The sequence below is a fragment of the Ornithinimicrobium sp. genome (genome assembly GCF_051004135.1).
GTDB lineage: Bacteria > Actinomycetota > Actinomycetes > Actinomycetales > Dermatophilaceae > Ornithinicoccus.
On sequence record NZ_JBPCKQ010000009.1, the window covers coordinates 1 to 21,734 of the forward strand.

A 21,734-nucleotide genomic window follows, 5' to 3' on the forward strand; every position below is an offset into this window, starting at 1 on the left:
CCGACCGATGTGCGCGCGACCGCACCCTGCGAAGGCCCCAGTGGAGCGCATATCGGTCGGCCGGCCCCGGACGGTATGGCGTGGCGCCCGGTCAGGCCACGGGCTGCTGCAGCTCGGTGACCCAACGGTCCCCGTCGTCCAGGGGGGTCTCCAGGTAGACCTCCCGCCCTGGCCCGCTCGGCGACAACCCCTCAGCCTCGAGGTGCCGCATCAGCGCCTGCCAGGTGTCACCGATGGTCTCGACAGACCCGTGGTGCACCACCGTGACCGCCCGGGCCACGGCGGTGAGGTCAGCGACCTCGACTCCGTCCACGGGAACCGACTCCAGGACCGTCGGGTAGGCCGCGGCGATCTGCATCCCCTCGGCGACAGGGGCGTACCACGCGACCCCCGGCTGGTCGACGGATACGCCCACCGCGGGCAGCTCCTGGCCCAATCGCTGGAACATCGGGCCGATCTGTGGACCGATCTCCGACTGGGTGCTCACCTGGGCGACCAGCTGGGCCAGCCGCACGGGCGGAAGGGACTTCTCGACATACTCCAGATCCGACATGATTCCTTCTTTCTCGATCGTTCGGAGACGTCGCTCGATCTGCTGCAACCGCGCCCGGTCAGCCTCGATCTGCTCGGCGAGCTGGGCGCTGCGCAGCGTCAGCATGCCGCGCAGCTCCTCCGCCGAGACTTGCGCGTCGAGGATTGGACCCACCTGTTCGAGAGTGAACCCGAGCCCCTTCAGCGCGACCAGCCGGTTGACGCGGGGGAGCTGTGACGCCGCATACGACCGGTACCCCGTGTCGGGGTCGACGTATGACGGCTCCAGCAGCTTCAACGCGTCGTAGTGACGCAACATCCGCACGCTGACTCCAGCGTGCCGGGCGAACTCTCCGATGCTCAGCATGACGACTCCCGGTCTACGGCCTGACACGGTGTCAGAGTCAAGAGTGGCCGTCGAGACGCGGCGAGACTTCGGCTCAACCCAGGTCGAGGGTGAACGTCGGACTGGGATTGACGTAGATCGCACTGCCCACCAGTCGCTCGGTGTCGGCGGGTGCGTCGAAGAGCAGGGTGCCGCTGACTTCGTCTGCTCCGTCGAACTCGAGCGGGAACTGCTGGTCCGGTGCGAAGCAGCCGTAGGTCGGGACCTTGGCGTGCGCCGGGATCGAGGCGCCATCGGACCCGATTGCCTGCCACTCGAAGGACGACATGCCGACCACGTCCTCGTCCCCCGCGTTGCGCACGGTGACCTCGACAGCGATGAAGTCTCCGTTGGAGGGCCGAAGACCGCCGTCGGAGCACTGCGCATCCTTGACCACGGATTCGAGGTGGACCTCGACGCCGGGCAGACTGAGCTTTTGGGTGAGGTCCGCTGGCTCACCGACGGTGCCCGAGACGTCACCCGCCCGCTCCGGCTCGCTGCTGCAGGCCGTGAGCACGACACCGCTCAGCAGGGCCACAACGGCGGTCACCGATCCGGACGGGCGGGTGGTATGCCGAGCGTCCGGTGTGATCATGGGTCCCCTCCCTGCTTCACCGTGCGGTCTTCGTGGCTTTGCTGATCCGGTCCCGCCAAAGCGGATGCCGTCGCGACGGCATACTAGGGGCAGTCGCACCACAATCGACAAGGGGAGACATGGATATCCGAGCGCGACGGCAGGCTCGACCAGTCCGGGCGCTCGTCGTCCTGGCGGGCGTCGGGTTCCTCGGGCTCAGCGCCTGCAGCGACGACGAGCCGAGCGGTCCCGACGACGCCGCCGCCACCTCCGAGCCGACGCCCCAGGACCGGCTGGACCAGGCCCACGACGTGCTCTCCTCGGCCGGCTCGGTCAGTCTGGGCATGGTCGGCTCGAGCCTGCCCGAGAGTGAGTCGGCCTACGTCATCGGTGCCGAAGGGTCGGGGACCCTGGAGCCCGCCGCCTTCGAGGGGACCATCACCGCCAAGCTCACGGGCATCCAGGCCGACGTGCCGACGATCGCGGTCGACGACTTGCTCTACCTAGAGCTGCCGTTCACCGGGCGCTACGCCGAGACGGATCCGGACTCGCTCAACGTGCCCGATCCGGCGGGGCTGTTCGACCTCGAGACCGGCCTGGTGTCGCTGCTGAAGAAGACCGACAACCCGCAGTTCGGGGAGCAGTCCCGGGCGGGCGCCGACGTGGTGCAGGAGGTCAGCGGCACGCTGCCCGGCGACCTGATCGTCGACCTGCTCAACGCCGGCGCGCCCGAGGCTACCTTCGACGTGGTCTACGGCCTTGTCGAGGAGTCCTGGGAGGCGCGCACGGTCACCCTGACGGGCCCGTTCTACCCACCGGCCGAGTCGACCTACACGGTGACCCTGGACGACTACGGGGTCCCGGTCGAGATCACCGCTCCCTAGCCTCGTGGCGATCGCCGGCACCTCTACCCATCGAGGGTCGCGGACGCTGCTGGGCGTCGCCGCGCTCGCGGTGATGCTGGCCGCCGCCGACACGTATGTCGTGGTGCTGGCGCTGCCCGACATGATGGCCGGAGCCGGGCTGGGCATCCAGGCCCTGCAGCGGGGGACCCCGATCATCTCGGGGTTCCTGCTCGGCTACATCGCCGTGTTGCCGCTGATCGGACGGTTGGCCGACCTGGTCCCGCGGCGACACATCCTGATCGCCTGTCTGGCGATCTTCGTCGTGGGCTCGGCGGTGACCGCTGTGGCGGTGGAGCTGCCGGTGATGGTGGGTGGCCGGTTCCTGCAGGGCCTGGGCGGCGGAGGGCTGGTGCCCGCCACCCTGGCCCTGGTCGCGGACCTGTGGCCACCCGGGCGGCGGGGTATGCCGCTCGGTCTCGTCGGCGCCGTCCAGGAGCTGGGCGCGGTGCTCGGCCCGCTGCTCGGCGCCGCGGTGCTGCTGGTGAGCACCTGGCGGGCGATCTTCTGGCTCAATGTGACGTTGGGGGTGTTGTGCGCACTGGCGATCTGGGCACTGGGCCGGACCGCCGGTCGGTCGCGTGACGAGGGCGCAGTCGCCCGCCGGTCCTCCCGGCTGATGTCGCTCCTGATCGTCGTGGTGGCCCTGATCGCCACCGTCCTGACGGTGCTGGCGCTGTGGGCGCCGCAGGCTCTGGTGACCTCGGTGGCCTACGGCGAGCCGTTCGTCCCCCTCGCCCCCGGTAGCGGGTCTCGCGCGGCCACCCCGATCGGCCTTGCGGCCGCCGTGGCGATCCTGGTGCTGGGCCTGCTGAGCGCCCCGCGATGGCTGCCGCTGCTGCTGCGGGCCGACCTGCTGGGTGCGACGCTGGTCGCGCTCGCACTGGGCTCGCTGGTGCTGACCTTCTCCTCCGCCGACCCGGAGACCGAGGTGCTCGGACCGTGGGGTCTGTGGTTGCTGCCGGTCGGGGCGGTGGCCGTCGTCGGCTTCGTGATCCGGCAGCGCACGGCAGCCGATCCGCTGGTTGCTCCCGGTGTCGTGCGCGGCCGGGTCGGACCTGCACTTGTCGTCAGCCTGCTGGTCGGTGCCGCGCTGGTGGCGATTGTGGTCGACGTGCCGCTGCTGGCCCGACTGGACGGGGAGACCACCCAGACACAGGCGGCGCTGGTGCTGGTGCGCTTCCTGGTCGCCGTGCCGGTCGGCGCCGTCCTGGGCGGGCTGCTGCTGCGCCGGATCGGCCCGGGGCTGGTCGCTGCGCCCGGTCTGGCCCTGGCAGCCGGTGCCCTCGTGGTGATGGCGACATGGACCCGCGGTTCCCTCGCCGAGGATGTCTCCACCACCCTGGTGCTGGCCGCGGCCGGGCTCGGCGTCGGTCTGGCGATCGCCCCGGTCAACGACGCGGCGTTGGCCGACGCCCGCGACGACGCGCACGGCACGGTCAGCTCCCTGGTCGTGGTCGCCCGGATGGTCGGGATGGTCGTCGGGCTGGCGTTGCTGACGGCGGTCGGTTTGCGGCGCTTCTACGACGCGGTCGCGCTGCTGCCGGATCCGACCGACGCGCAGGCCCTGCTCGACGCCGGCGTGGTGCAGGTGCAGACGGTGTTCACCGGAGCGGCGATCGCGGCGGCCCTGGCCGCCCTGCTGGCACTGCGCCTCGGACGTCGCAGCGCAGACCGGGACAGGGTCACCGCGAGCTGACGTCCCGGGAGCGCCGGAAGCAAAGCGCCCGCAGCGACGGATGCAGTGCCACGGGGTGACAGGATGCGAAGCATGACTGCGAAGTTGCACCTGGTCGGGGAGCCTGAGGCCGACCAGCTGCTCAGCGACAATCCGTTCGCCCTGCTGGTCGGCATGCTGCTGGACCAGCAGATCCCGATGGAGGTCGCGTTTGACGGGCCGCACAAGCTGGCCGAACGTCTGGGCGAGGTCACCCCGCGGCTGATCGCGGAGACGGACGTCGAGGAGTTCGTGACCGTGTGCGCCACCCCGCCCGCGGTGCACCGCTTCCCGGCCTCCATGGGCCGCCGGGTGCACGACCTGGCCGCCGCGGTCGTCCGCGACTACGACGGTGACGCGGAGGCACTGTGGACCGACGGGGAGCCCGACGGCCGCGAGGTGCTCAAGCGGCTCAAGGCGCTGCCTGGCTTCGGTGACCAGAAGGCACGGATCTTCCTGGCCCTGCTGGGCAAGCAGCGCAGCCTGGAGGCGCCCGGCTGGCAACAGGCCGCCGGCGACTACGGGCGCCACGGGGCCCGGATGTCGATCGCCGACGTCGTTGATGAGGAGTCGATGACCCAGGTGCGGGTCTGGAAGCGGGAGCAGAAAGCCGCAGCCAAGGCCGCCAAGGGCTGACCTGCGCCGCGACGCGCACCGCACCAACCCGCAACGACCCGAAGCTAGGAGCACCCCCATCGCGATTTCGATCTGGCGCGCCCGGGGCATGCCGGCACTGATTGCGATGACCCTCACCGGGTTCGCGGGGTATGCCGCGCTGCTGCCGGTTGCGCCGCTGTGGGCCGTTCGGGGTGGCGCTGACGAGGCCGGAGCCGGGCTGGTCAATGGTGTGCTGCTGTTGTTCACCGTGCTCACCCAGCTGTGGGTGCCCGGGGCGCTGCGCCGGTTCGGGTGGGGGCCGGTGATGGCGCTGGGGATGCTGCTGCTCGGGCTGCCTGCGCTGGGCCACATCGCCAGCGACGCGCTGATCCCGATCCTGGTGCTGTCGGCGGTGCGTGGCGTGGGCTTCGGCATCCTCACGGTCACCGGCAGCGCGGCCGTCGCCGAGCTGGTCGACCCGGCCCGCCGGGGTGCGGCGATCGGCGCCTACGGGCTGGCCATCGCGCTGCCCAACCTGGTCCTGCTGCCGGGCGGTGCATGGGTGGCGCAGACGTGGGGCTTCTGGGTGGTGTTCACCGTCAGCGGCCTGCCGCTGCTGGGCATCCCCGCCGCCTTGGCCCTCGGTCGCATCCTGCACGAGCCCCCTGCCGACGACCCCGGTGCCGCGGCTGCCCGCGACGAGGAGATGGGCCGGCGCACCGCATACCTGCGGCTGCTGCGGCCCACCGTCCTGCTGCTGGGGGTGACCCTGGCCGGAGGGGCCCTGGCCAGCTTCGCGCCGCAGCTGGTCGACAGCGGGCTGGCCTCGGCGGCGGCACTCTTCGCCATGGGCGCCACGGCCGCGGTGGCTCGGTGGGGGATGGGCGGGCTGAGCGATCGCCACGGCACGCAACCGTTCTTGTGGCCGTTGGTGCTGTTGACGGTGCTGAGCATGACCCTCACCGCGTGGACGGTGCGGGTCCCCGACCCTGCCGCGCCGGTGCTGGTGGCTTTCGTCGTCGCCGCCGGACTGGTGGGCGTCAGCTACGGGGGGCTGCAGAACCTGACCCTGGTCGTCGCCTTCGACGTCGTGCCGCGGGTGCATCACAAGCTGGCCAGCGCGGTCTGGAACGTCGGCTTCGACCTCGGCACCGGGATCGGCTCGGTGCTGGTCGGCCTCGTCGCAGCAGGCTACGGCTTCACGGAGGCGCTCGCAGTCGCGGCCGTGCTCGCCGCGGCCACGCTGCCGCTCGCCCTGCGCCGACGCTGACCGGCCCCACAACGCAGCGGGCGATGAAGAAGGTCTGCAGGAGTGGCTAGAATCGTGGCTATGACAACTTTGCCTCTGGCGACCGTGCGCAATCGCCTCTCCGCCCTGGTGGATGATGTGGCACGTACTCATGACACCCTCACGATCACCCGCAACGGCACGCCGGCGGCAGTCGTGCTCTCGGTCGAGGACTACGAGTCGATCATGGAGACACTGGCGCTCCTCAACGACCCGGGTGATCGGGAGCGTCTCGCCGAGGCCGAACGCTCGATCGACGAGGGGCAGGTGACCCCCAGGGAGGAGATGGCCAGCCTGATAGCCGAGCGGCGTGCTGGCCACCCCGAACCTCGTGAGGTATGACGTCGAGCTGGCTCGGCCCGCCCGTCGGGCGCTGACCGACGAGCTCCCGGTTACGGTCGCCGCCGCAGCGTGGGAGCTTATGGACGGCTCGATCCGCGAGAACCCGCATCGACTCGGCGAGCAGCTGCACGCCCCACACGCGGAGCACTGGGTCGCCCGACGCAGTGACTACCACATCCGCTATCGTATCGACGAAGAACGCAGAGTCGTCGTCGTGCTCGATGTGCGGGGCCGGGCCGACGCCTACCGAGCGCCCTGATCGAGACGGCGGATGCGCATCAGACCAGGTCGACGATGACGGGGGCGTGGTCGGAGGCCCCCTTGCCCTTGCGTTCCTCCCGGTCGATCGAGGCGCCCGTCACGCGCTGCGCCAGGGCTGGCGACCCCAGGGCGAAGTCGATCCGCATCCCCTGCTTCTTGGGGAACCGCAGCTGGGTGTAGTCCCAGTAGGTGAAGGCGCCGGCCGGCACGTGCGGGCGCACCACGTCGGCATACCCGGCATCCACCACCCCGGTGAAGGCTGCCCGCTCCGGCGGGCTGACATGTGACTTGTCCTCGTAGTAGGCCATCGACCAGACGTCGTCGTCCTGCGGCGCGATGTTCCAGTCACCCATCAGCGCGACCTGGGCCTGCGGGTCCTGCTCCAGCCACCCCGCCCCGGCCTGCCGCAACCGCTCCAGCCAGTCCAGCTTGTAGTCCATGTGCGGGTCGCCCAGGCCCCGCCCGTTGGGCACGTAGAGCGACCACACCCGCACGCCGCTGCAGAGCGCCGAGATCGCCCGGGCTTCCACGACCGACGGATCGCCCCACCCCGGCACCGCGTCGAAGCCGACCTGGATGTCGTCCAGTCCGACCCGGGAGAGGATCGCCACCCCGTTCCACTGGTTGAGCCCGGTGTGCGCCACGGCATACCCGGTGCCCTCGAAGGCCAGGTGGGGGAACTGGTCGTCGCGGCACTTGGTCTCCTGCACGGCGAGCACGTCGACGTCGTGCCGCTCCAGGAAGGCGGTGACCCGGTCGACCCGGGCCCGGATGCTGTTGACGTTCCATGTAGCGATGCGCACCCGGCCACCCTAGGGGCCGACACCGACGGGGGCCGGACGCGCCTGGCTCAGCCCTGGGCGAGCAGGAAGTCTCGCACGATCGGCCCGGCCGTCTGCGCGCCGTAGCCGCCGCCCTGCACCCACACGGCGACGACGAGGTCACCCTGGGCCGCGACCACCCACGAATCCACCGACGTCCCCTCGCCGGTGCCGACCTCCGCGCTGCCGGTCTTGGCGATCACGGGCGCTCCGGGGAGGTCGCCGAGCACACCCTGAGCGCCCCCGTCGGTCACCACCCCGGCCATCAGCTCGCGCAGCTGGGCCGCCTCGGTCTCGGTGAGCGGCCGTGCCGGGGACGGCTCCGGCGCGTCGGCCACCGCATCCGGCCCGAGTACCAGCACGGGGGCCGTCGTGCGGCCGGCCTGCACCGAGGCCACTGTGGTTGCCACCGCCAGAGGCGACATGAGCACCTCACCCTGACCGAACAACGACGCGGCGTATGCCGTGCCGCTCCCGTCGGTGGGCACGCTGCCCAGGAAGGCCTCCCAGGTCTGCGGGGCGGGACCCTCGACGCCCAGCGCCGTGGCCGCCTGCGCCAGAGCCGCTGGTGAGATCTGGTCGCGGGAGCTGACCATCGCGGTGTTGCACGACTGGGCGATGGCCTCGCGCAACGGGATGGTGCCCGTCGACCCGCTCGGGTAGTCCGGGAAGTTGCTGATCTCGAAGCCGTCCACCGTGATCGTCGCCGGGCACTGCACCGGCGAGTCCGGGGTCAGCCCCGCACGGAGCAGGGCCAGGGCGGTGACCATCTTGAAGGTCGAGCCGGGCGGCACCTGGGCCGTCATCGCGACGTTCGCGCCGTCGGCCCCCAGGCTGCTGGCCGCCGCGAGGACGTGACCGTCGGAGGGGCGCAGCGCCACCAGCGCCGCGGCCCGCTCGGTCTCGGCCTCGAGCGCCAGCTCTGCGCGGTTCTGCTGCGCGGTCACCAGGGACAGCCGCACCGGCCCGCCCGGCTTCGGCGCAACCTCGAAGAGCGTCCCCTCCGGCCCGCCCTCGACGGTTTGCCCCACGCTGACCCCGCGCTGTCCCCGCAAGGCGGGGTCCAGGCTGCGCTGCAACCCGGAGAGCCCCACCGTGTCACCGGCCTGGATCTGGCCGTCGGAGTCCTCGACGATCTCCGCGGTCGCCGGCCCGGAGCGGCCCAGGATCGCCGCCGCCCAGCTGCGCGTCGGGCCCAGCGGCAGCTCGGCGGGCACGGCGAGTCCGGCGGTGGTCTGCGTCAGGGCGTCGAGGTCGACTCCGGGATCGGTCTCGCGCACGCTGTAACCCTCCACGAAGGCCGACGGCCCGGCGGCCACTGCTTGATCACCGAAGGATGTCGGATCGACCCCGACGACCTCGGCCACCTCGGCCGCGGCGTCGCGGATCTGTGCCTCGGTCCCGCCCTCCAGCCGGGTCTTGTCCAGGCCCAGCCGGAGCACCGGGCGGGCGGTGACGATCGGCGTCCCGTCCGCGTCCGTGATGTCGCCGCGCTGCGCCGGCGTGGTCCGGACCGACAGGTCACCCTTCGGGCCGACGCCTTCCCCAAGCCAGGACGCGTCGGGGGTGGAGGTCCACCGTGCCGGGTCGTCCTCGCTGGCCTCGATGAGCTCGAGCTGCACCGGGCGCTGGTAGTCCCAGGTCTGCTCCTGGCCCACCTGCCAGGACCACTCGAGCACCACCTGCGCCGTGTTCGGCCCGTCCTGGCTCTCCTGCACCGGCCCGACCGAGACCACGTCGACGGTGTGCGGCACGTCCGCCAACCCGCCGAGCGGTCCCTCCGGGCCCAGCAGCGCGGCGTCGTCCCAGCCGGGCAACGGCTCCCCGGTCTCCAGCGCGTCAGCGACCTGCTCGGCATACGGGTCCGGCTCTGGGGGCTCCGGCGCGGAGCACGCCGTCGTCACGACCAGACTCAGCAGGCAGGCCAGGACAAGGGGCAGGCGTCGGACCACCCGGACATCTCACCACGAGGCGTGCTCCGGCATACGCCCGACCATAGGGTGGGTGCATGGGAACCGCACTGGTCACCGGCGCCTCGGCCGGCCTGGGCCGGGCGTTTGCCGTCGAGATCGCCGACCGCGGCCACGATGTCATCCTGGTGGCCCGCGACACCGGGCGGCTGGATGACCTGGCCACCGAGATCCACCGCCGGTATGCCGTGCGCACCGAGGTCCTGACTGCCGACCTGGCCGACCGGGCCCAGCTGCAGCGGGTCGCCGAACGGGTCGCCGATCCGGACCGGCCGGTGGACCTGCTGGTCAACAACGCCGGCTTCGGGGTGCGCCGCCGCTTCAGCACCGGCGACCTGGCGCAGGAGGAGCGAGCCCTGGACGTGATGGTGCGGGCGGTGCTGGTCACCAGTCACGCGGCCTGCGGTGCCATGCGGGCGCGCGGCCACGGCGCCATCCTCAACGTCTCCTCCGTCGCCTCGTTCACCGCGATGGGCACCTACGCCGCGACCAAGTCGTGGGTCACCGTGTTCTCCGAGGGGCTGGCCACCGAGCTGGCCGGCACCGGAGTGACCGTGACCGCGGTGTGCCCCGGCTTCGTGCGCACCGAGTTCCACGACCGCGCCGAGATGGACATGTCCAAGCTGCCCGACGGCTGGTGGCTGCAGGCGCACCGGGTGGCCCAAGACGCCCTTGACGACGTCTCCGCCGGTCGCGTGATCTCCGTTCCGTCGCTGCACTACAAGGCGCTCGCAGGCACGGCCCGGCTGCTGCCCCGCCCGTTGGTGCGCCGGCTGACCGGATCGCTCGCGGCGCGGCGGCGCACCTGGCCGACCTGAGCTGTCGCCGACCCCTAGGCTGGGCGGATGGATGAGATCAGCTGGGGCTTCGTCGGGCCGGGGCGGATCGCCCGGGCGGTGGCCGCAGACATGGAGCACGTCCCGCACGCGCGATTGGCCGGGGTGGCCTCTCGCTCGCAGCAACGGGCTGCCGCGTTCGCGCAGGAGTTCGGGGCCGACCGGGTGCACGACAGCTACCGCGGCATCATCGAGGACCCGCAGATCGACGTCCTCTACATCGCGACCCCGCACCCGCAGCACCACGCGATCGCCCTCGCCGCAATCGAGGCAGGCAAGGCGGTGCTGGTCGAGAAGGCATTCACCGCCACCGTCGAGGGAGCGCAGGAGGTGATCGACGCCGCCCGATCGCGCGGCGTCTTCGCCATGGAGGCGATGTGGACCCGCTTCCAACCCGCGGTCGTCCGGCTGAGGGAGCTGGTCGGCGACGGGGCGATCGGCGAGGTCCGCTGCGTGCAGGCCGACCTGGCGGTGGACAAGCCCTTCGACCCGGCCGACCGGCTCTTCGACCCGGCACAAGGTGGCGGCGCCATGCTCGACCTCGGGGTCTATGTCGTGTCGTTCGCGCACTACTTCCTCGGCGCCCCTGACCGGGTCGAGGTGGTCGGCTCCCTCGCCCCGACCGGGGTGGACCTGGAGGCAGCGCTGCTGCTGGGCTATGACGACGGCCGGGCCGCCACGCTGCTGGCCTCGCTGCGCCAGCCCAGCCCGGGATCGGCCCGCATCATCGGCACCGAAGGCGTGATCGACGTGCCGCCCCGGTTCCACCACCCGAGCTCGATCGTGCTGACCCCCCGCGGCGGCGACCCCGAGGTCATCGAGGCTCCCGCGCTCGGCGGCGGCTACAGCCACGAGCTGATCGAGGTGACCGAGTGCCTGCGCGCCGGGCGAACCGAGTCGGAGGTCATGCCGCTGGCCGACACCCTCGCCGTGCAGCGCACCCTCAACCAGGCCTGCGAGGCACTGGGCGTGCACCACCAGGAGGACTCCGACCTCCGGGTCTGATCTGCTCGAGGGGGTCCGTGACGGCGCGACGAGCAGGTCCGGGTCGATGAGGGCTCAGGTGGACAGGCCCGGGAGCCAGTCCAGGACGCTCTGGATCTCGGTGTCCCAGAACCCCCACTCGTGCTCGCCGGGGCGGAAGTCCTCGGTGAGCTGCACCCCGGCCTCGCGCGCAGCCCGGGCGAAGACACGGTTGCCCTCGACCAGTTCGTCGTCGGTGCCGCAGCTCAGATGCACCGGTGGGAGCGCCTCGACGTCGGCCGAGGCCACGAGGGCCAGCACATCGTCCTGTGGCCCCGGCATGCCGCCGAAGACCCGCTCGACGAGACCGGCTCGCTCCGGCCGCTCCGGCATCCGGACGACGTCGAGGGCGCCGGACATGCTGGCCACGCCGGCGAAGCGGTCCGGCTCGCGCAGCGCCCACTTCAACGCGCCGTATCCGCCCATCGACAGACCGGCGACGTAGGTGTCCTCCTGGCGCTGCGAGACGCGGAAGAACGACGACACCACCTGCGACAGCTCCTGGCTCAGAAACGTCCAGTAGCGGTGGCCGTGCACCTCGTCGGCGTAGAAGCTGCGATGCACCGCCGGCATCACGACCGCCAGACCCAGCGGCGCGGCATACCGCTCGATCGAGGTCCGCCGCACCCAGGTGGTGTGGTCGTCGGACAGGCCGTGCAGCAGGTAGAGGACCGGCGGCTCGCCGTGTCCCGGCGCGCCGGACATCCCGATCTGGGTCCGGGTCTGCTGCGGCAGCAGCACCGTCATCGAGGTGCTGACCTCGAGGACGTCGGAGTAGAAGTCACAGGTGATCAGCGCCATGCCCCCACCGTACGGTCACGGCGGTGCGGGCACAGGGTGTCGAGTGTCACCGTATGCACGGCCCTACGGCGCAGGACGGTGCGCGGGGTGACATTCGGCACCGAGCTCACGGACTACGGTCGCGGCATGGACTCCACGACGCTGATCACCGAGCTGCTTTCGGCCCGCACCTGGACCGCCTTCGACGTCGACGACGCCGGCCGGGTGCTGGCCGGGCACGATGAGCTGGGCTCGGTGCAGCTGGTCGAGATCGCCCCCGACGGCACGCGCACAGCACTGACCGACCTGCCCGGCAAGTGCTCGGGGCGCTACCTGCCCGGCCGTCGTCAGGTCGTGGTGCAGCACGACCAGGGGGGCGATGAGCTGGTGCAGCTGTCGCTGCTCGACCTCGACCCGCTGCCCGAACGCCCCGTCGGCCTGGACGCGCTCACCCTCCTGGTGCACGACCCGGAGCACCTGCACGACCTGCGCGACGTCACCCCGCAGACGCTGGTCTACTCCACCAACCGGCGCAACGGCGTCGACATGGACGTCGTGGCCCGCGACCTGGAGACCGGGGCCGAGCGGGTGCTTCACGACGCCGGCGGGTATGTCGTGGGTGCCGTGCTCGACCACGCGCAGCGCGACCTGGCCGTGCTGCGGCTGAGCCTGCAGCCCTGCTCCACCGTGCTGGACCTGCTCGGTCCCGGCGTGGAGGGCCCCGGTTCGCTCACGGACCCCGACGACCATGCCCACCACGATCTTCCCGGCTGGTCGGCCGACGACACCTCACTCCTGCTGGCCAGCAACCACGACCGCGAGTTCGCCGCCGTGCAGCGACTGGACCGGGACGGCTCCTGGGACGTGCTGGTCGCCGACGACGCGCACGACCTGAGCTGCTGGGTCAGCCCCGACGGCTCGGCGATGGTCATCGGCACCCTGGTCGACGGCGCCATGCGCCTCGCGGTGCACGGGACCGGCGGTGCGCACCGGGCCCGGGTCGACGTGCCCGCACTGGCCGCGGTCTCGGTGCGCTGGTCGCCCGACTCGGGCCACCTGGTGGTCTCGGGCACCGCACCGACCGAGCCCGGCGTCATCCATCTGGTGGACGCCGGCACCGGCGCCGCGGCACCGCTGGTCTCCTCCGCCGCGGCGCTGCCACCAGCGGTGCGGGACGCGCTGACCGAGCCGAGCACGCACCGCATACCGACGCGGGACGGTGAGCAGATCCCCTGCTTCCGGTATGCCGGAGCCACGCCGAACGACGACCTCGCCGGGGCGAGCGTGCTGCTGGTGCACGGTGGGCCCGAGGCAGCGTCCGATCTGATCTGGCACCCCGTCGTGCAGGCCCTGGCCTCCTCCGGGCTGACCGTGCTGGTGCCCAACGTGCGCGGCTCCACCGGCTACGGCAAGCGGTGGTACTCCCTGGACGATGTGGACCTGCGGCTGGAGTCGGTGGCCGACCTGGCCGACCTGCACGGCTGGCTGTCGACCCAGGGTCTGGACCCGCAGCGATCCGCGCTGTGGGGCGGGTCCTACGGCGGCTACATGGTGCTCGCCGGGGTCTCGATGCAGCCCGACCGCTGGGCGGCCGGTGTCGACATCGTGGGGATCAGCTCACTGGTGACCTTCCTGGAGCGCACCTCGGGCTATCGGCGGGCCTACCGCGAGCGGGAGTACGGCTCGCTGGAGGATCACCGCGAGCTGCTGACGCGGGCCTCGCCGATCACCTACCTGCATCAGATCGTCGCGCCGTTGTTCGTCATCCATGGCGCCAACGACCCCCGGGTTCCGGTGGGCGAGGCCCGGCAGATCACCACTGCGCTGCAGGCCAAGGGTGTGCCGTGCGAGCTGCGGGTCTACGACGACGAAGGCCACGGACTGGTCAAGCGGGTCAACAAGATCGACGCCTATCCCGCGGCCATCGACTTCCTGCACCGCCACCTCGCCGGGCCCCGCGACGAGTAGCCGACGACCCACGCCGGGGTGACCCGCCCACTAGGCTGGCCCACCGTGAGCACCCCCCGCGAGCAGCTGCTGCAGATCATCCGCGACCAGGCCGTCGTGCACGGCCGGGTCACACTGTCCTCGGGCGCCGAGGCCGACTACTACGTCGACCTGCGCCGCGTCACCCTCGATGGTGTGGCCGCACCCCTGGTGGGTCAGCTGATGCTCGACCTGGTCGCCGACCTGGAGCTCGATGCCGTGGGTGGGCTGACCATGGGCGCCGACCCGGTCGCGACAGCGATGCTGCACGCTGCCGCGGCCCGCGGCGATCGTCTCGACGCGTTCGTGGTGCGCAAGTCCGGCAAGGCGCACGGTATGCAGCAGCGCATCGAGGGCCCCCCGATCCGTGATCGGCGGGTCCTGGTGGTCGAGGACACGTCCACCACGGGCGACTCGCCGCTCACGGCCGTGCAGGCCTGCCGGGAGGCCGGCGCTGAGGTCGCTGCTGTGGCCGTGATCGTCGACCGGGCCAGTGGTGCCCGGGAGAGGGTGCACGAGCATGGTTTGGACTACCGCGCGGCCTACGCGCTGGCCGATCTCGGTCTGGGGTGACCCGACCGCTCAGCCGACCCGGCCATAGCTGGTGACGCCAGGGAACATCCGGCGCTTCGACGTCTGCTGGACGCTGCGACCCGCGTCGTAGACGTAACCGTTGCCGGCGTAGATGCCCAAGTGCCAGGAGCCCCAGAACACCAGGTCACCGGGCCGCGGGTCGGTGGTGGGCGTGGTGGCCGCCAGCTGCTGCGCCGCCGTGCGGGGTAGCCGCACGCCGATCTGCTGGAAGACGAACTGGGTGTAGCCGGAGCAGTCGAAGCCGGAGGTGTCCTCACCGCCGTAGACGTAGCTGAACCCGGTGTATCGCTGCGCCACGGAGAGCAGCTGGGCCCGGTCGAAGGACCCGGCGGAGGGCGGGGGAGCAGTCCGCGGGGGCGCCACCCCGGCGCCGGGCGCTTGCGCGGACAGGATCACGCCGGAGATGAAGCGGCCGTCGCCCAGAGCCAGCCACCCGTCGCTGCGCGGCACGCCGCGGATTCGGGTGCCGTGCGCCAGCGTGCCGACGACCCGGTGAGACGTGCTCGGCCCGGAGCGCACGTTGCCGGCCGTGGCGGTGACGTAGCGGACCACCTCACTGCCGCGGCTGCGGGAGCCGCCCCCGTTGTCCCGGCCCGGCGCGGTGCCGGTCAGGATGTAGCCGGAGATGAAGCGCCCGCCGGGCATCTGGACCCAGCCGTTGCTGGTCAGGGTGCCGGTGACCTTGGCGCCCCGGCGCAGGGTGCCGGTGACGTGGTGGCTCAGGCTTGGGCCGGAGCGCACGTTGCCGCCCGTGGCGGTGACCCAGCGGGTGACGGTGGGCCCTGCGTGGGAGCTCCCGCCGGAGCTTGAGCTCCCCGAGCCGCCGGGCGCGGTGCCGGTCAGGATCGAGGTGCCGATGTAGCGTCCGTCGCCCATCCTGAGCCATCCCCGCGTGGAGGTGCCGGTCACCCTGGTCCCTCGGGTGAGGGTTCCGACGACGTCGTATCCCATCCCGGGCCCGCGGCGGACATTGGCCAGGCCGACGTCGACGTAGCGAGTCGTCGTGCCGGGCGCGGTCCGCAGCGTGCCAATGGAGGCGAGTCCACTCACCCCCGAGCCGAGCACTGGTGGCGTGGTCGTGGCCAGGGCGTCCTGCGGCGCTGGAGTCTTGGCCGGCGCCGGCGCGGCGTGCGCGGGGACCGCCGCGCCCACCGGGAGCGAGGCTGCGGCCAGGAGCATGGCGGCTCTTCGCACGTCATACCGAAGGGAACGGCGGGATCGCGGCGATGAACCGAGGGCGGGGGGGTGCTCGACAGTCATGGTCCGTCCAGTCCGACGTGAGGGTGGGTCGACACCGGGAGTGAATCCGACAACACGAGCATCGCGCAACCCTCCCTTCACACAGGTCACAGCGGCTACGCTGACGACGTGCCGTGAGGAAAGCGTGATCTTGCTCACACTATTCATGTAGTTCAGCACGTCATCGCGACGAACATCCTCTAGGTCCAGCAAAGCTCACGAAATCGCACGTGAACTAGGGGTTTCAGACGGTAGATCCGGGTGGGCAGGAGCGGTCAGCCGACCCGGCCGTAGCTGGTGACGCCGGGGAACATCCGGCGCTTCGACGTCTGCTGGACGCTCCGGCCCGAGTCGTAGACGTAGTCGTTGCCGGCGTAGATGCCCACGTGCCAGGAGCCCCAGAACACCAGGTCACCGGGCCGGGGGTTGTTCGTCGGTGTAGTCGCGGCCAACTGTTGGGCCGCGGTGCGGGGAAGGGAGACCCCGAGCCGGCCGAAGACGTACTGCGTGTAACCGGAGCAGTCGAAGCCGGACGGGTCCTCACCGCCGTAGACGTACCGGACACCGGTGTAGGTCTGTGCCATCGAGAGGACCGCGGCTGCGCTGGGCGAGCCCTCCGCCGGTGGGGGAGTCGTGCCACCCCCAGGCGGAGTCTCGCTCAGGATGACGCTGGAGACGTAGCGGTCACCGGGCAGATCGACCCAGCCGTCGCTGCGCTGGTCGATCATGGGCAGGGAGACCGGAGCTCAACGAAAGCGCCGCCGCGAGCAGCAGCACTCCGCGTCTCGCGCCGCCCCTGCGAGGAGCGATGCGGTGCTTCGGCGGGTGGAGGGCAGGCGGGCGCGCAACAGTCATGGGCTATCCAGTCTGGGTCAGGGGAGTCACAGGAAGACACCAAGAGTGAAGCGCAAACGTAGCCGCAGGCAACCCTTGAGCCAGAATTGACCCCGCGGAGGGCCAAGTCCGCTACCTACCCGTCGCGCGTTGACGGCGCCGGCTGCGCCCTCAGCGGCGTTTGCGATCCCAGTGCGCGAAGCCCGCGGCGCGTGCAGCCTGCTCGGACTCGAACCACACCTCGGCCCGCGATTCGGCATAGCTTGGCGAGTCCGTGGTGTGGAAGAGCATGGAACCGGTGTTGCCCTTGATGTCCCAGTTCGCAGGTCCTGAGCCGTCCTCGGCAGGGAGCGCGGTGCCGGGGCCGTAGGGGCTGGGAGCCGGCTCGAAGCCGGCGGCTGCGGCGTCGGGCGGGACGTCGTCGTCATGCTCGTCCCACGCAGGCGCCGTCGGAGCCTGAGGCTCGACCGTCTCGACCGTCTCGACCCTCTCCACTGTCTCGACCGGCTGGGCCGTCTCGGCCTGCGGAACGGCGGTGTGCTCATCCTGCCCCTCGGCGGGCCGCTCGTCGTCGTGACGGCGATCATCGTCGCCCGGGTGATCGATGTCGGGATCGTCGACTCCAGGGGTCAGGATCGCTGCATCGGTCGGCTGGCTGTCCGGACCCGGGGCGCCCTGACCGGTCTGCTCCGCGGTGGGGTATGCGGTCGAACCGGCACCGTGCCGCGGCTCCGGTCCGGGGGAGTCGGCGCCCACCTCCCCTGGCGCGTACTCGGCGTCGTCAGCGTGCTGGCTGGACGGCCCCGGATGACCGGCGTCGGAGTGCCGGATGGCCTCGGCTTCGGGGGCATCCGCGGAGCCGGCAGCAAAGGGGACGGGTGGGGTGTCGGCACCGCTGGCGTCGTTGTCGGCGCCGTGGGTCCCGTGATCGGGGATCGCGTACACCTTGTCCTCACCGAGGTCCGGCGGTGAGCCATAGGTGACCGCGGCGGCGGTTTCGCGCTCCTGCGCCTCGTGCTCGGCGCGCTCCTGCGCCTCGGGATCGGCGTGCTGCTGCTCCGGGTGCGGCTCGACCGGGACCCAGGTGTCCTGCTTCGCATGCGGCTCCGCCTCGTCAGGAGTCGCCGTCTCTTCCTGAGTCGTCGTCGGCTCCTCCTGCGCCGACGGCTCGTCCTCCAACGGCACCTCCTGCCCCGTGGCCGTGTTGGTGTAGGCAGCCTCGGGCACGGCCGCTGCGTCATGCCCGTCGTCCGAGGCGGTCTGCGCCCGATCGTCCTGGTCCGCCTCCTGATCGTAGGGAGCGTTCTGCGACCGCTCGGGCTCGACGGGTTGAGGCGCGGGAGCGGCGGGCTCGACGCCGGCGTCGCCGGCCGCCACGTGCCGGCCACCCGGTCCGAACTCGGACACCTCGTGATCGTCGTCGCTGGGAGCACTAGGCCTGCGGGTCAGCAGGTAGATGCCGACCGCGAGCAAGAGGACCGCGGAGATGATGAACAACCAGTAGATGGGTCGCATGAAGACGATCCGTTCTGTTCGGGTCACACGGCCCTGATCGGTCGCGTCGGTCGGCGCGCTGCTGCAGGGCACCTGCTGCTCACCGTAGTGCGCCCACTCGCCCGCTGCTACGGCTCGGCCGGAGTGTCACAATGCTGGGGCACCCCCGGCCCGCGTCGAGAGCGAGACAGCGTGAGCAGCGCTTCGGACGTCTCGGCAGACCGTGTGGAGGGTCAGCGAGGATGAGCGACGCTGCTGCGGGTCCGCGCCAGGTGGGGGTCGGGCCCTGGGTCGGCCCCTGGCCACGGGACGACACAGGGGCACTGCCACGGCACCTCGATGCGGAGCTGCTCACCCAGGGTGACCGGCGCAACGTCGTCGACCGCTACCGCTACTGGACCCGGGAGGCGATCGTCGCCGACCTGGACAGCCGTCGCCACGAGCTGCACCTGGCGGTCGAGAACTGGGGCCACGACTTCAACATCGGATCGGTCATCCGCACCGCCAACGCCTTCAACGTCGCGGCATTCCACATCGTGGGCAGGCGGCGGTGGAACCGTCGCGGGGCGATGGTGACCGACCGCTACCAGCACGAGCACCACCATCCAGGGGTCGACGCGCTGGCGGCCTGGGCTCGCGCCCAGCGCCAGCCCGAGGGCATACCGATCATCGCCGTGGAGAACACCGTCACGGCACTCCCGCTGGAGCACGCGCAGCTGCCGCGACACTGCGTCCTGCTGCTCGGCCAGGAAGGCCCCGGGCTGACCGAGGACGCGCTGGCCTGCGCCGACCAGGTGGTCGCGATCAGCCAGTACGGCTCCACCCGCTCCCTCAACGCCGGCGCCGCGGGTGCGATCGCCATGCATGCCTGGGTGCGCCAACACGTCTCCGGGCCGACTCCGTGAGACCTGGCAAAGAGACCTGGCAAATGCGAAGTGTTTGCATTAGGCTCTCACCATGCACGTTCCTGATGGCTTCCTTGACCTGACCACGTCCGCGGCCACCGGTGTCGTCGCCGTCGGGGGCATCGCCGCCGCCCTGCGCGGCGCCCGCAGTGAGCTCGACGACCGCACGGCTCCGCTGGCGGGACTCGCCGCCGTCTTCGTCTTCGCCGGCCAGATGATCAACTTCCCGGTCGGAGTAGGCACCTCGGGTCACTTGTTGGGGGGAGCGCTGGCGGCCTTGTTGGTGGGCCCCTGGACCGCCACCCTGTGCGTGAGCGTGGTGCTCGTGGTGCAGGCCCTGCTGTTCGGCGACGGGGGGCTGACGGCGCTGGGGACCAACATCACCCTGATGGCCATCGTGGGTGTCTGGGCGGCATGGGGTGCCTACCGGCTCGGCACGGCCCTGCTGCCTCGGCGAGTGGGTGTCCTGCCGGGCGTTGCCTTCGTCGCCGGGCTGGTCTCCGTCCCGGTCGCCGCCCTGGCGTTCTGTGCGTTGTATGCCGTCGGCGGCCAGGCACCGCTGGACTTCTCGACGCTGGTGGCCGTCATGGTCGGCTGGCACACCGTGATCGGCTTGGGCGAGGGTGTGATCACCGCACTGGTCGTCTCCTCGGTGCTGGCCGTGCGGCCCGACCTCGTCCGGGGCGCCCGCCCCTACCGCAGTCCGGCCGACCTGGAGATCCGCAGCGGGGTGCGGGCATGAAACGCATCTCCACCAAGGCACTGGTGCTGACCGGCCTGGCAGCGTGCCTGCTGGTCGCGGGTGTCGTCAGCTTCTACGCCTCCTCGCACCCGGACGGGCTGGAGTACGTCGCGGCGCAGGTGGGCTTCGCTGACACCGCCGCAGACTCGGCCGCGGCAGGCTCGCCGCTGGCTGACTACGGCACCGCCGGCGTCGGCGACGAGCGGCTCTCCGGCGGGTTGGCCGGGGTCCTCGGTGTCGCGGTGACCGCGGCGATCGCGTTCACCCTGATGTGGCTGCTGCGCCGCCGCGGTCACCAGGATCGCTGACGGTGGGAGCCCCGCACGGACACGCCCTGCACTTCCACGGTCACTCACCGGTCCACCGGCTGCCGGCGCATCTCAAGCTCGTGGCGCTCGTCTCCTTCGTCGTGCTCGTGGTCGCCACGCCCGCCGAGCACCCGACGGCGTTTGCCGGCTATCTGATCCTCCTGCTCGCGGCCGTGCGCGTCTCGACCGTCCCGTTGGCCTTCCTGCTGCCGCGGATGGTCATCGAGGCGCCGTTCCTGGTCTTCGCCCTGCTGCTGCCGGTGATCGCCACCGGTCCCCGGGTGCAGGTCGGTCCGCTGAGTCTGTCCGAGGCGGGGCTCGAGGCGGCCTGGCTGCTGGCCGCCAAGGCCACGCTCGGGGTCCTGGCAGCCCTGCTGCTCGCGACCACCACCGAGCCCCGGGAGGTCGTGGCCGGGCTGCAGCGGCTGCGGATGCCTTCGCTGATGGTGCAGATCCTGTCCTTCATGCTGCGCTACCTCGAGGTGGTCACCGCTGAGATGCACCGAATGCGGATCGCCCGGGAGTCCCGGGGCTTCCGGGGTGGCTCGCTGAAGTCCTGGCCGGTGCTGGCGCGCAGCGCGGGAGCGTTGTTCATCCGCTCCTACGAGCGTGGCGAGCGGGTCCACCTGGCGATGCTGTCGCGGGGGTACGCCGGATCGCTGCCGGACACGGCACGGCCCCCCGTGAGCAGGGTCCACGTGGTCACCGCCCTCGCCCTGCCCACGGCGGCGGCGGTCGTCCTGCTCACGGCATACCTGGTCTGAGCGGTGGTGACCCCGGTGCCGGCGAGCGAAGTCGTGCTGGACGTGCGTGGTCTGGCCTACGCCTACCCCGACGGCCGGCAGGTGCTCTACGGCGTCGACCTGCGCCTGGGTCGGGGGGAGCGGGTTGCCCTGCTCGGACCCAACGGCGCCGGCAAGACGACGCTTGTGCTGCATCTGAACGGGATCCTGACCGCGGGGGCCGGGACGGTGCACGTGGCCGGCCTGCCAGTGGCTGATGAGCACCTGGCGGAGATCCGGCGCCGGGTCGGCCTGGTCTTCCAGGACCCCGACGACCAGCTGTTCATGCCGACGGTGCGCGATGACGTCGCGTTCGGCCCGGCCAACCTCGGTCTGCGCGGGCAGGAGCTCGCCGACCGGGTCGAGGAGGCACTGGCAGCGGTGGGCATGGGCGACGTCGCGGATCGCCCGCCGCACCACCTGTCCTTCGGGCAGCGGCGGCGCGTGGCCGTGGCGACCGTGCTGGCCATGCGGCCCGACATCCTCGTGCTCGACGAGCCGAGCTCCAACCTGGATCCCGCCTCTCGCCGCGAGCTGGCCGAGATCCTGAGCGGGTTGGACGTCACGGTCCTGATGGTGACCCACGACCTTCCCTACGCCCTGCAGCTGTGCGAGCGAGCGGTGATCCTGTCCGAGGGCGTGATCGCGGCCGACCGGCCGATCGATCAGGTGCTGGGCGACTCGGCGCTCCTTGCGGCACACCGCCTCGAGATGCCGGTCGGTTTCGCAGTGCCGCCGGCCCCGGTCCGGGAGCGTGGCGGCGCGGGCGTGTGGAAGCATGGCGGCTGAGCCGCGCCCACCCGGACGCAGAGCCCGGACTCAA

At 71.6% G+C, this 21,734-nt stretch carries 23 protein-coding genes; 15 read left to right on the forward strand and 8 right to left on the reverse strand.

The genetic code is table 11. The features are described 5' to 3' along the window. Positions 1 to 91: 91 nt before the first annotated feature. Both ACR2FV_RS00405 and ACR2FV_RS00410 read right to left on the reverse strand, forming a co-directional pair. Positions 92 to 898, reverse strand: coding sequence for a MerR family transcriptional regulator (locus ACR2FV_RS00405; RefSeq protein WP_434013755.1), 807 nt, complete (start codon positions 896 to 898; stop codon positions 92 to 94). Between the two features lie 73 nt (positions 899 to 971). Beyond that, positions 972 to 1,511, reverse strand: coding sequence for a hypothetical protein (locus ACR2FV_RS00410; RefSeq protein WP_434013756.1), 540 nt, complete (start codon positions 1,509 to 1,511; stop codon positions 972 to 974). A gap of 119 nt (positions 1,512 to 1,630) precedes the next feature. On the opposite strand from ACR2FV_RS00410, the gene ACR2FV_RS00415 reads away from it, so the two are divergent. The 6 genes from ACR2FV_RS00415 (at position 1,631) to ACR2FV_RS00440 (ending at position 6,595) form a co-directional block, all read left to right on the forward strand. Continuing rightward, positions 1,631 to 2,374: an LppX_LprAFG lipoprotein gene (locus ACR2FV_RS00415; protein WP_434013757.1), complete on the forward strand. Its 744-nt coding sequence runs from the start codon at positions 1,631 to 1,633 to the stop codon at positions 2,372 to 2,374. Between the two features lie 73 nt (positions 2,375 to 2,447). Then, positions 2,448 to 4,091 (forward strand): MFS transporter, encoded by a 1,644-nt coding sequence (locus ACR2FV_RS00420; RefSeq protein ID WP_434013798.1) that lies wholly within the window; start codon positions 2,448 to 2,450, stop codon positions 4,089 to 4,091. 72 nt (positions 4,092 to 4,163) lie between these two features. Further along, positions 4,164 to 4,745: an HhH-GPD-type base excision DNA repair protein gene (locus ACR2FV_RS00425; protein WP_434013758.1), complete on the forward strand. Its 582-nt coding sequence runs from the start codon at positions 4,164 to 4,166 to the stop codon at positions 4,743 to 4,745. Between the two features lie 88 nt (positions 4,746 to 4,833). After that, positions 4,834 to 5,976, forward strand: a complete 1,143-nt coding sequence (locus tag ACR2FV_RS00430) for an MFS transporter (protein ID WP_434013759.1) — start codon at positions 4,834 to 4,836, stop codon at positions 5,974 to 5,976. Between the two features lie 60 nt (positions 5,977 to 6,036). Further along, on the forward strand, positions 6,037 to 6,336 hold the full coding sequence (locus ACR2FV_RS00435; protein ID WP_434013760.1) for a type II toxin-antitoxin system Phd/YefM family antitoxin: 300 nt from the start codon (positions 6,037 to 6,039) through the stop codon (positions 6,334 to 6,336). Beyond that, positions 6,326 to 6,595 (forward strand): type II toxin-antitoxin system RelE family toxin, encoded by a 270-nt coding sequence (locus ACR2FV_RS00440; protein ID WP_434013761.1) that lies wholly within the window; start codon positions 6,326 to 6,328, stop codon positions 6,593 to 6,595. Before ACR2FV_RS00435 ends, ACR2FV_RS00440 begins: the two co-directional genes overlap by 11 nt. Before the next feature lie 19 nt (positions 6,596 to 6,614). On the opposite strand, the gene ACR2FV_RS00445 is transcribed toward ACR2FV_RS00440, so the two are convergent. Both ACR2FV_RS00445 and ACR2FV_RS00450 read right to left on the reverse strand, forming a co-directional pair. Continuing rightward, entirely contained in the window at positions 6,615 to 7,400 is a 786-nt protein-coding gene (locus tag ACR2FV_RS00445) for an exodeoxyribonuclease III (RefSeq protein WP_434013762.1), read from the reverse strand. Positions 7,401 to 7,447: 47 nt separating this feature from the next. Next, complete coding sequence (locus tag ACR2FV_RS00450; protein ID WP_434013763.1) at positions 7,448 to 9,370, reverse strand: penicillin-binding transpeptidase domain-containing protein; 1,923 nt, start codon at positions 9,368 to 9,370, stop codon at positions 7,448 to 7,450. Between the two features lie 56 nt (positions 9,371 to 9,426). Here ACR2FV_RS00450 and ACR2FV_RS00455 point away from each other — a divergent pair, with 56 nt between their 5' ends. Next, entirely contained in the window at positions 9,427 to 10,206 is a 780-nt protein-coding gene (locus ACR2FV_RS00455) for an SDR family NAD(P)-dependent oxidoreductase (RefSeq protein WP_434013764.1), read from the forward strand. Positions 10,207 to 10,233: 27 nt separating this feature from the next. Then, a complete protein-coding gene (locus ACR2FV_RS00460; protein ID WP_434013765.1) occupies positions 10,234 to 11,229 on the forward strand; it encodes a Gfo/Idh/MocA family protein in 996 nt (331 codons plus the stop codon). Between the two features lie 54 nt (positions 11,230 to 11,283). Here ACR2FV_RS00460 and ACR2FV_RS00465 read toward each other — a convergent pair whose 3' ends face one another. Beyond that, entirely contained in the window at positions 11,284 to 12,048 is a 765-nt protein-coding gene (locus tag ACR2FV_RS00465; RefSeq protein ID WP_434013766.1) for an alpha/beta hydrolase, read from the reverse strand. An 87-nt stretch (positions 12,049 to 12,135) separates the two neighbouring features. On the opposite strand from ACR2FV_RS00465, the gene ACR2FV_RS00470 reads away from it, so the two are divergent. Together ACR2FV_RS00470 and pyrE are read left to right on the forward strand one after the other, a co-directional pair. Next, entirely contained in the window at positions 12,136 to 13,995 is a 1,860-nt protein-coding gene (locus tag ACR2FV_RS00470) for a S9 family peptidase (protein ID WP_434013767.1), read from the forward strand. Between the two features lie 45 nt (positions 13,996 to 14,040). Next, on the forward strand, positions 14,041 to 14,586 hold the full coding sequence (gene pyrE, locus ACR2FV_RS00475) for an orotate phosphoribosyltransferase (RefSeq protein WP_434013768.1): 546 nt from the start codon (positions 14,041 to 14,043) through the stop codon (positions 14,584 to 14,586). A gap of 9 nt (positions 14,587 to 14,595) precedes the next feature. Here the strand turns inward: pyrE and ACR2FV_RS00480 are convergent, their stop codons facing one another. The 3 genes from ACR2FV_RS00480 to ACR2FV_RS00490 all read right to left on the reverse strand — a co-directional run bounded on the left by ACR2FV_RS00480 (position 14,596) and on the right by ACR2FV_RS00490 (position 18,195). Next, a complete protein-coding gene (locus ACR2FV_RS00480) occupies positions 14,596 to 15,786 on the reverse strand; it encodes an SH3 domain-containing protein (RefSeq protein ID WP_434013769.1) in 1,191 nt (396 codons plus the stop codon). 335 nt (positions 15,787 to 16,121) lie between these two features. Further along, the gene (locus ACR2FV_RS00485; RefSeq protein WP_434013770.1) at positions 16,122 to 16,574 is read right to left on the reverse strand and encodes a C40 family peptidase; all 453 of its coding nucleotides are present in this window, start codon (positions 16,572 to 16,574) and stop codon (positions 16,122 to 16,124) included. A 277-nt stretch (positions 16,575 to 16,851) separates the two neighbouring features. Further along, positions 16,852 to 18,195 carry a sunset domain-containing protein gene (locus ACR2FV_RS00490; RefSeq protein WP_434013771.1) on the reverse strand — a complete coding sequence of 448 codons (1,344 nt, stop codon included), beginning with the start codon at positions 18,193 to 18,195 and terminating at the stop codon, positions 16,852 to 16,854. 221 nt (positions 18,196 to 18,416) lie between these two features. Between ACR2FV_RS00490 and ACR2FV_RS00495 the strand changes: the two genes are divergently transcribed. Genes ACR2FV_RS00495 through ACR2FV_RS00515 form a run of 5 tightly spaced genes read left to right on the forward strand, consistent with a single transcriptional unit; the run spans position 18,417 to position 21,700 of the window. Further along, positions 18,417 to 19,079: a TrmH family RNA methyltransferase gene (locus tag ACR2FV_RS00495; protein WP_434013772.1), complete on the forward strand. Its 663-nt coding sequence runs from the start codon at positions 18,417 to 18,419 to the stop codon at positions 19,077 to 19,079. 52 nt (positions 19,080 to 19,131) lie between these two features. Further along, a complete protein-coding gene (locus tag ACR2FV_RS00500) occupies positions 19,132 to 19,821 on the forward strand; it encodes an energy-coupling factor ABC transporter permease (protein ID WP_434013773.1) in 690 nt (229 codons plus the stop codon). Next, positions 19,818 to 20,129 (forward strand): PDGLE domain-containing protein, encoded by a 312-nt coding sequence (locus tag ACR2FV_RS00505; RefSeq protein WP_434013774.1) that lies wholly within the window; start codon positions 19,818 to 19,820, stop codon positions 20,127 to 20,129. Before ACR2FV_RS00500 ends, ACR2FV_RS00505 begins: the two co-directional genes overlap by 4 nt. 2 nt (positions 20,130 to 20,131) lie before the next feature. Then, positions 20,132 to 20,893, forward strand: coding sequence for a cobalt ECF transporter T component CbiQ (cbiQ, locus tag ACR2FV_RS00510; protein WP_434013775.1), 762 nt, complete (start codon positions 20,132 to 20,134; stop codon positions 20,891 to 20,893). 15 nt (positions 20,894 to 20,908) lie between these two features. After that, entirely contained in the window at positions 20,909 to 21,700 is a 792-nt protein-coding gene (locus ACR2FV_RS00515; RefSeq protein WP_434013776.1) for an energy-coupling factor ABC transporter ATP-binding protein, read from the forward strand. Positions 21,701 to 21,734: the final 34 nt, after the last annotated feature.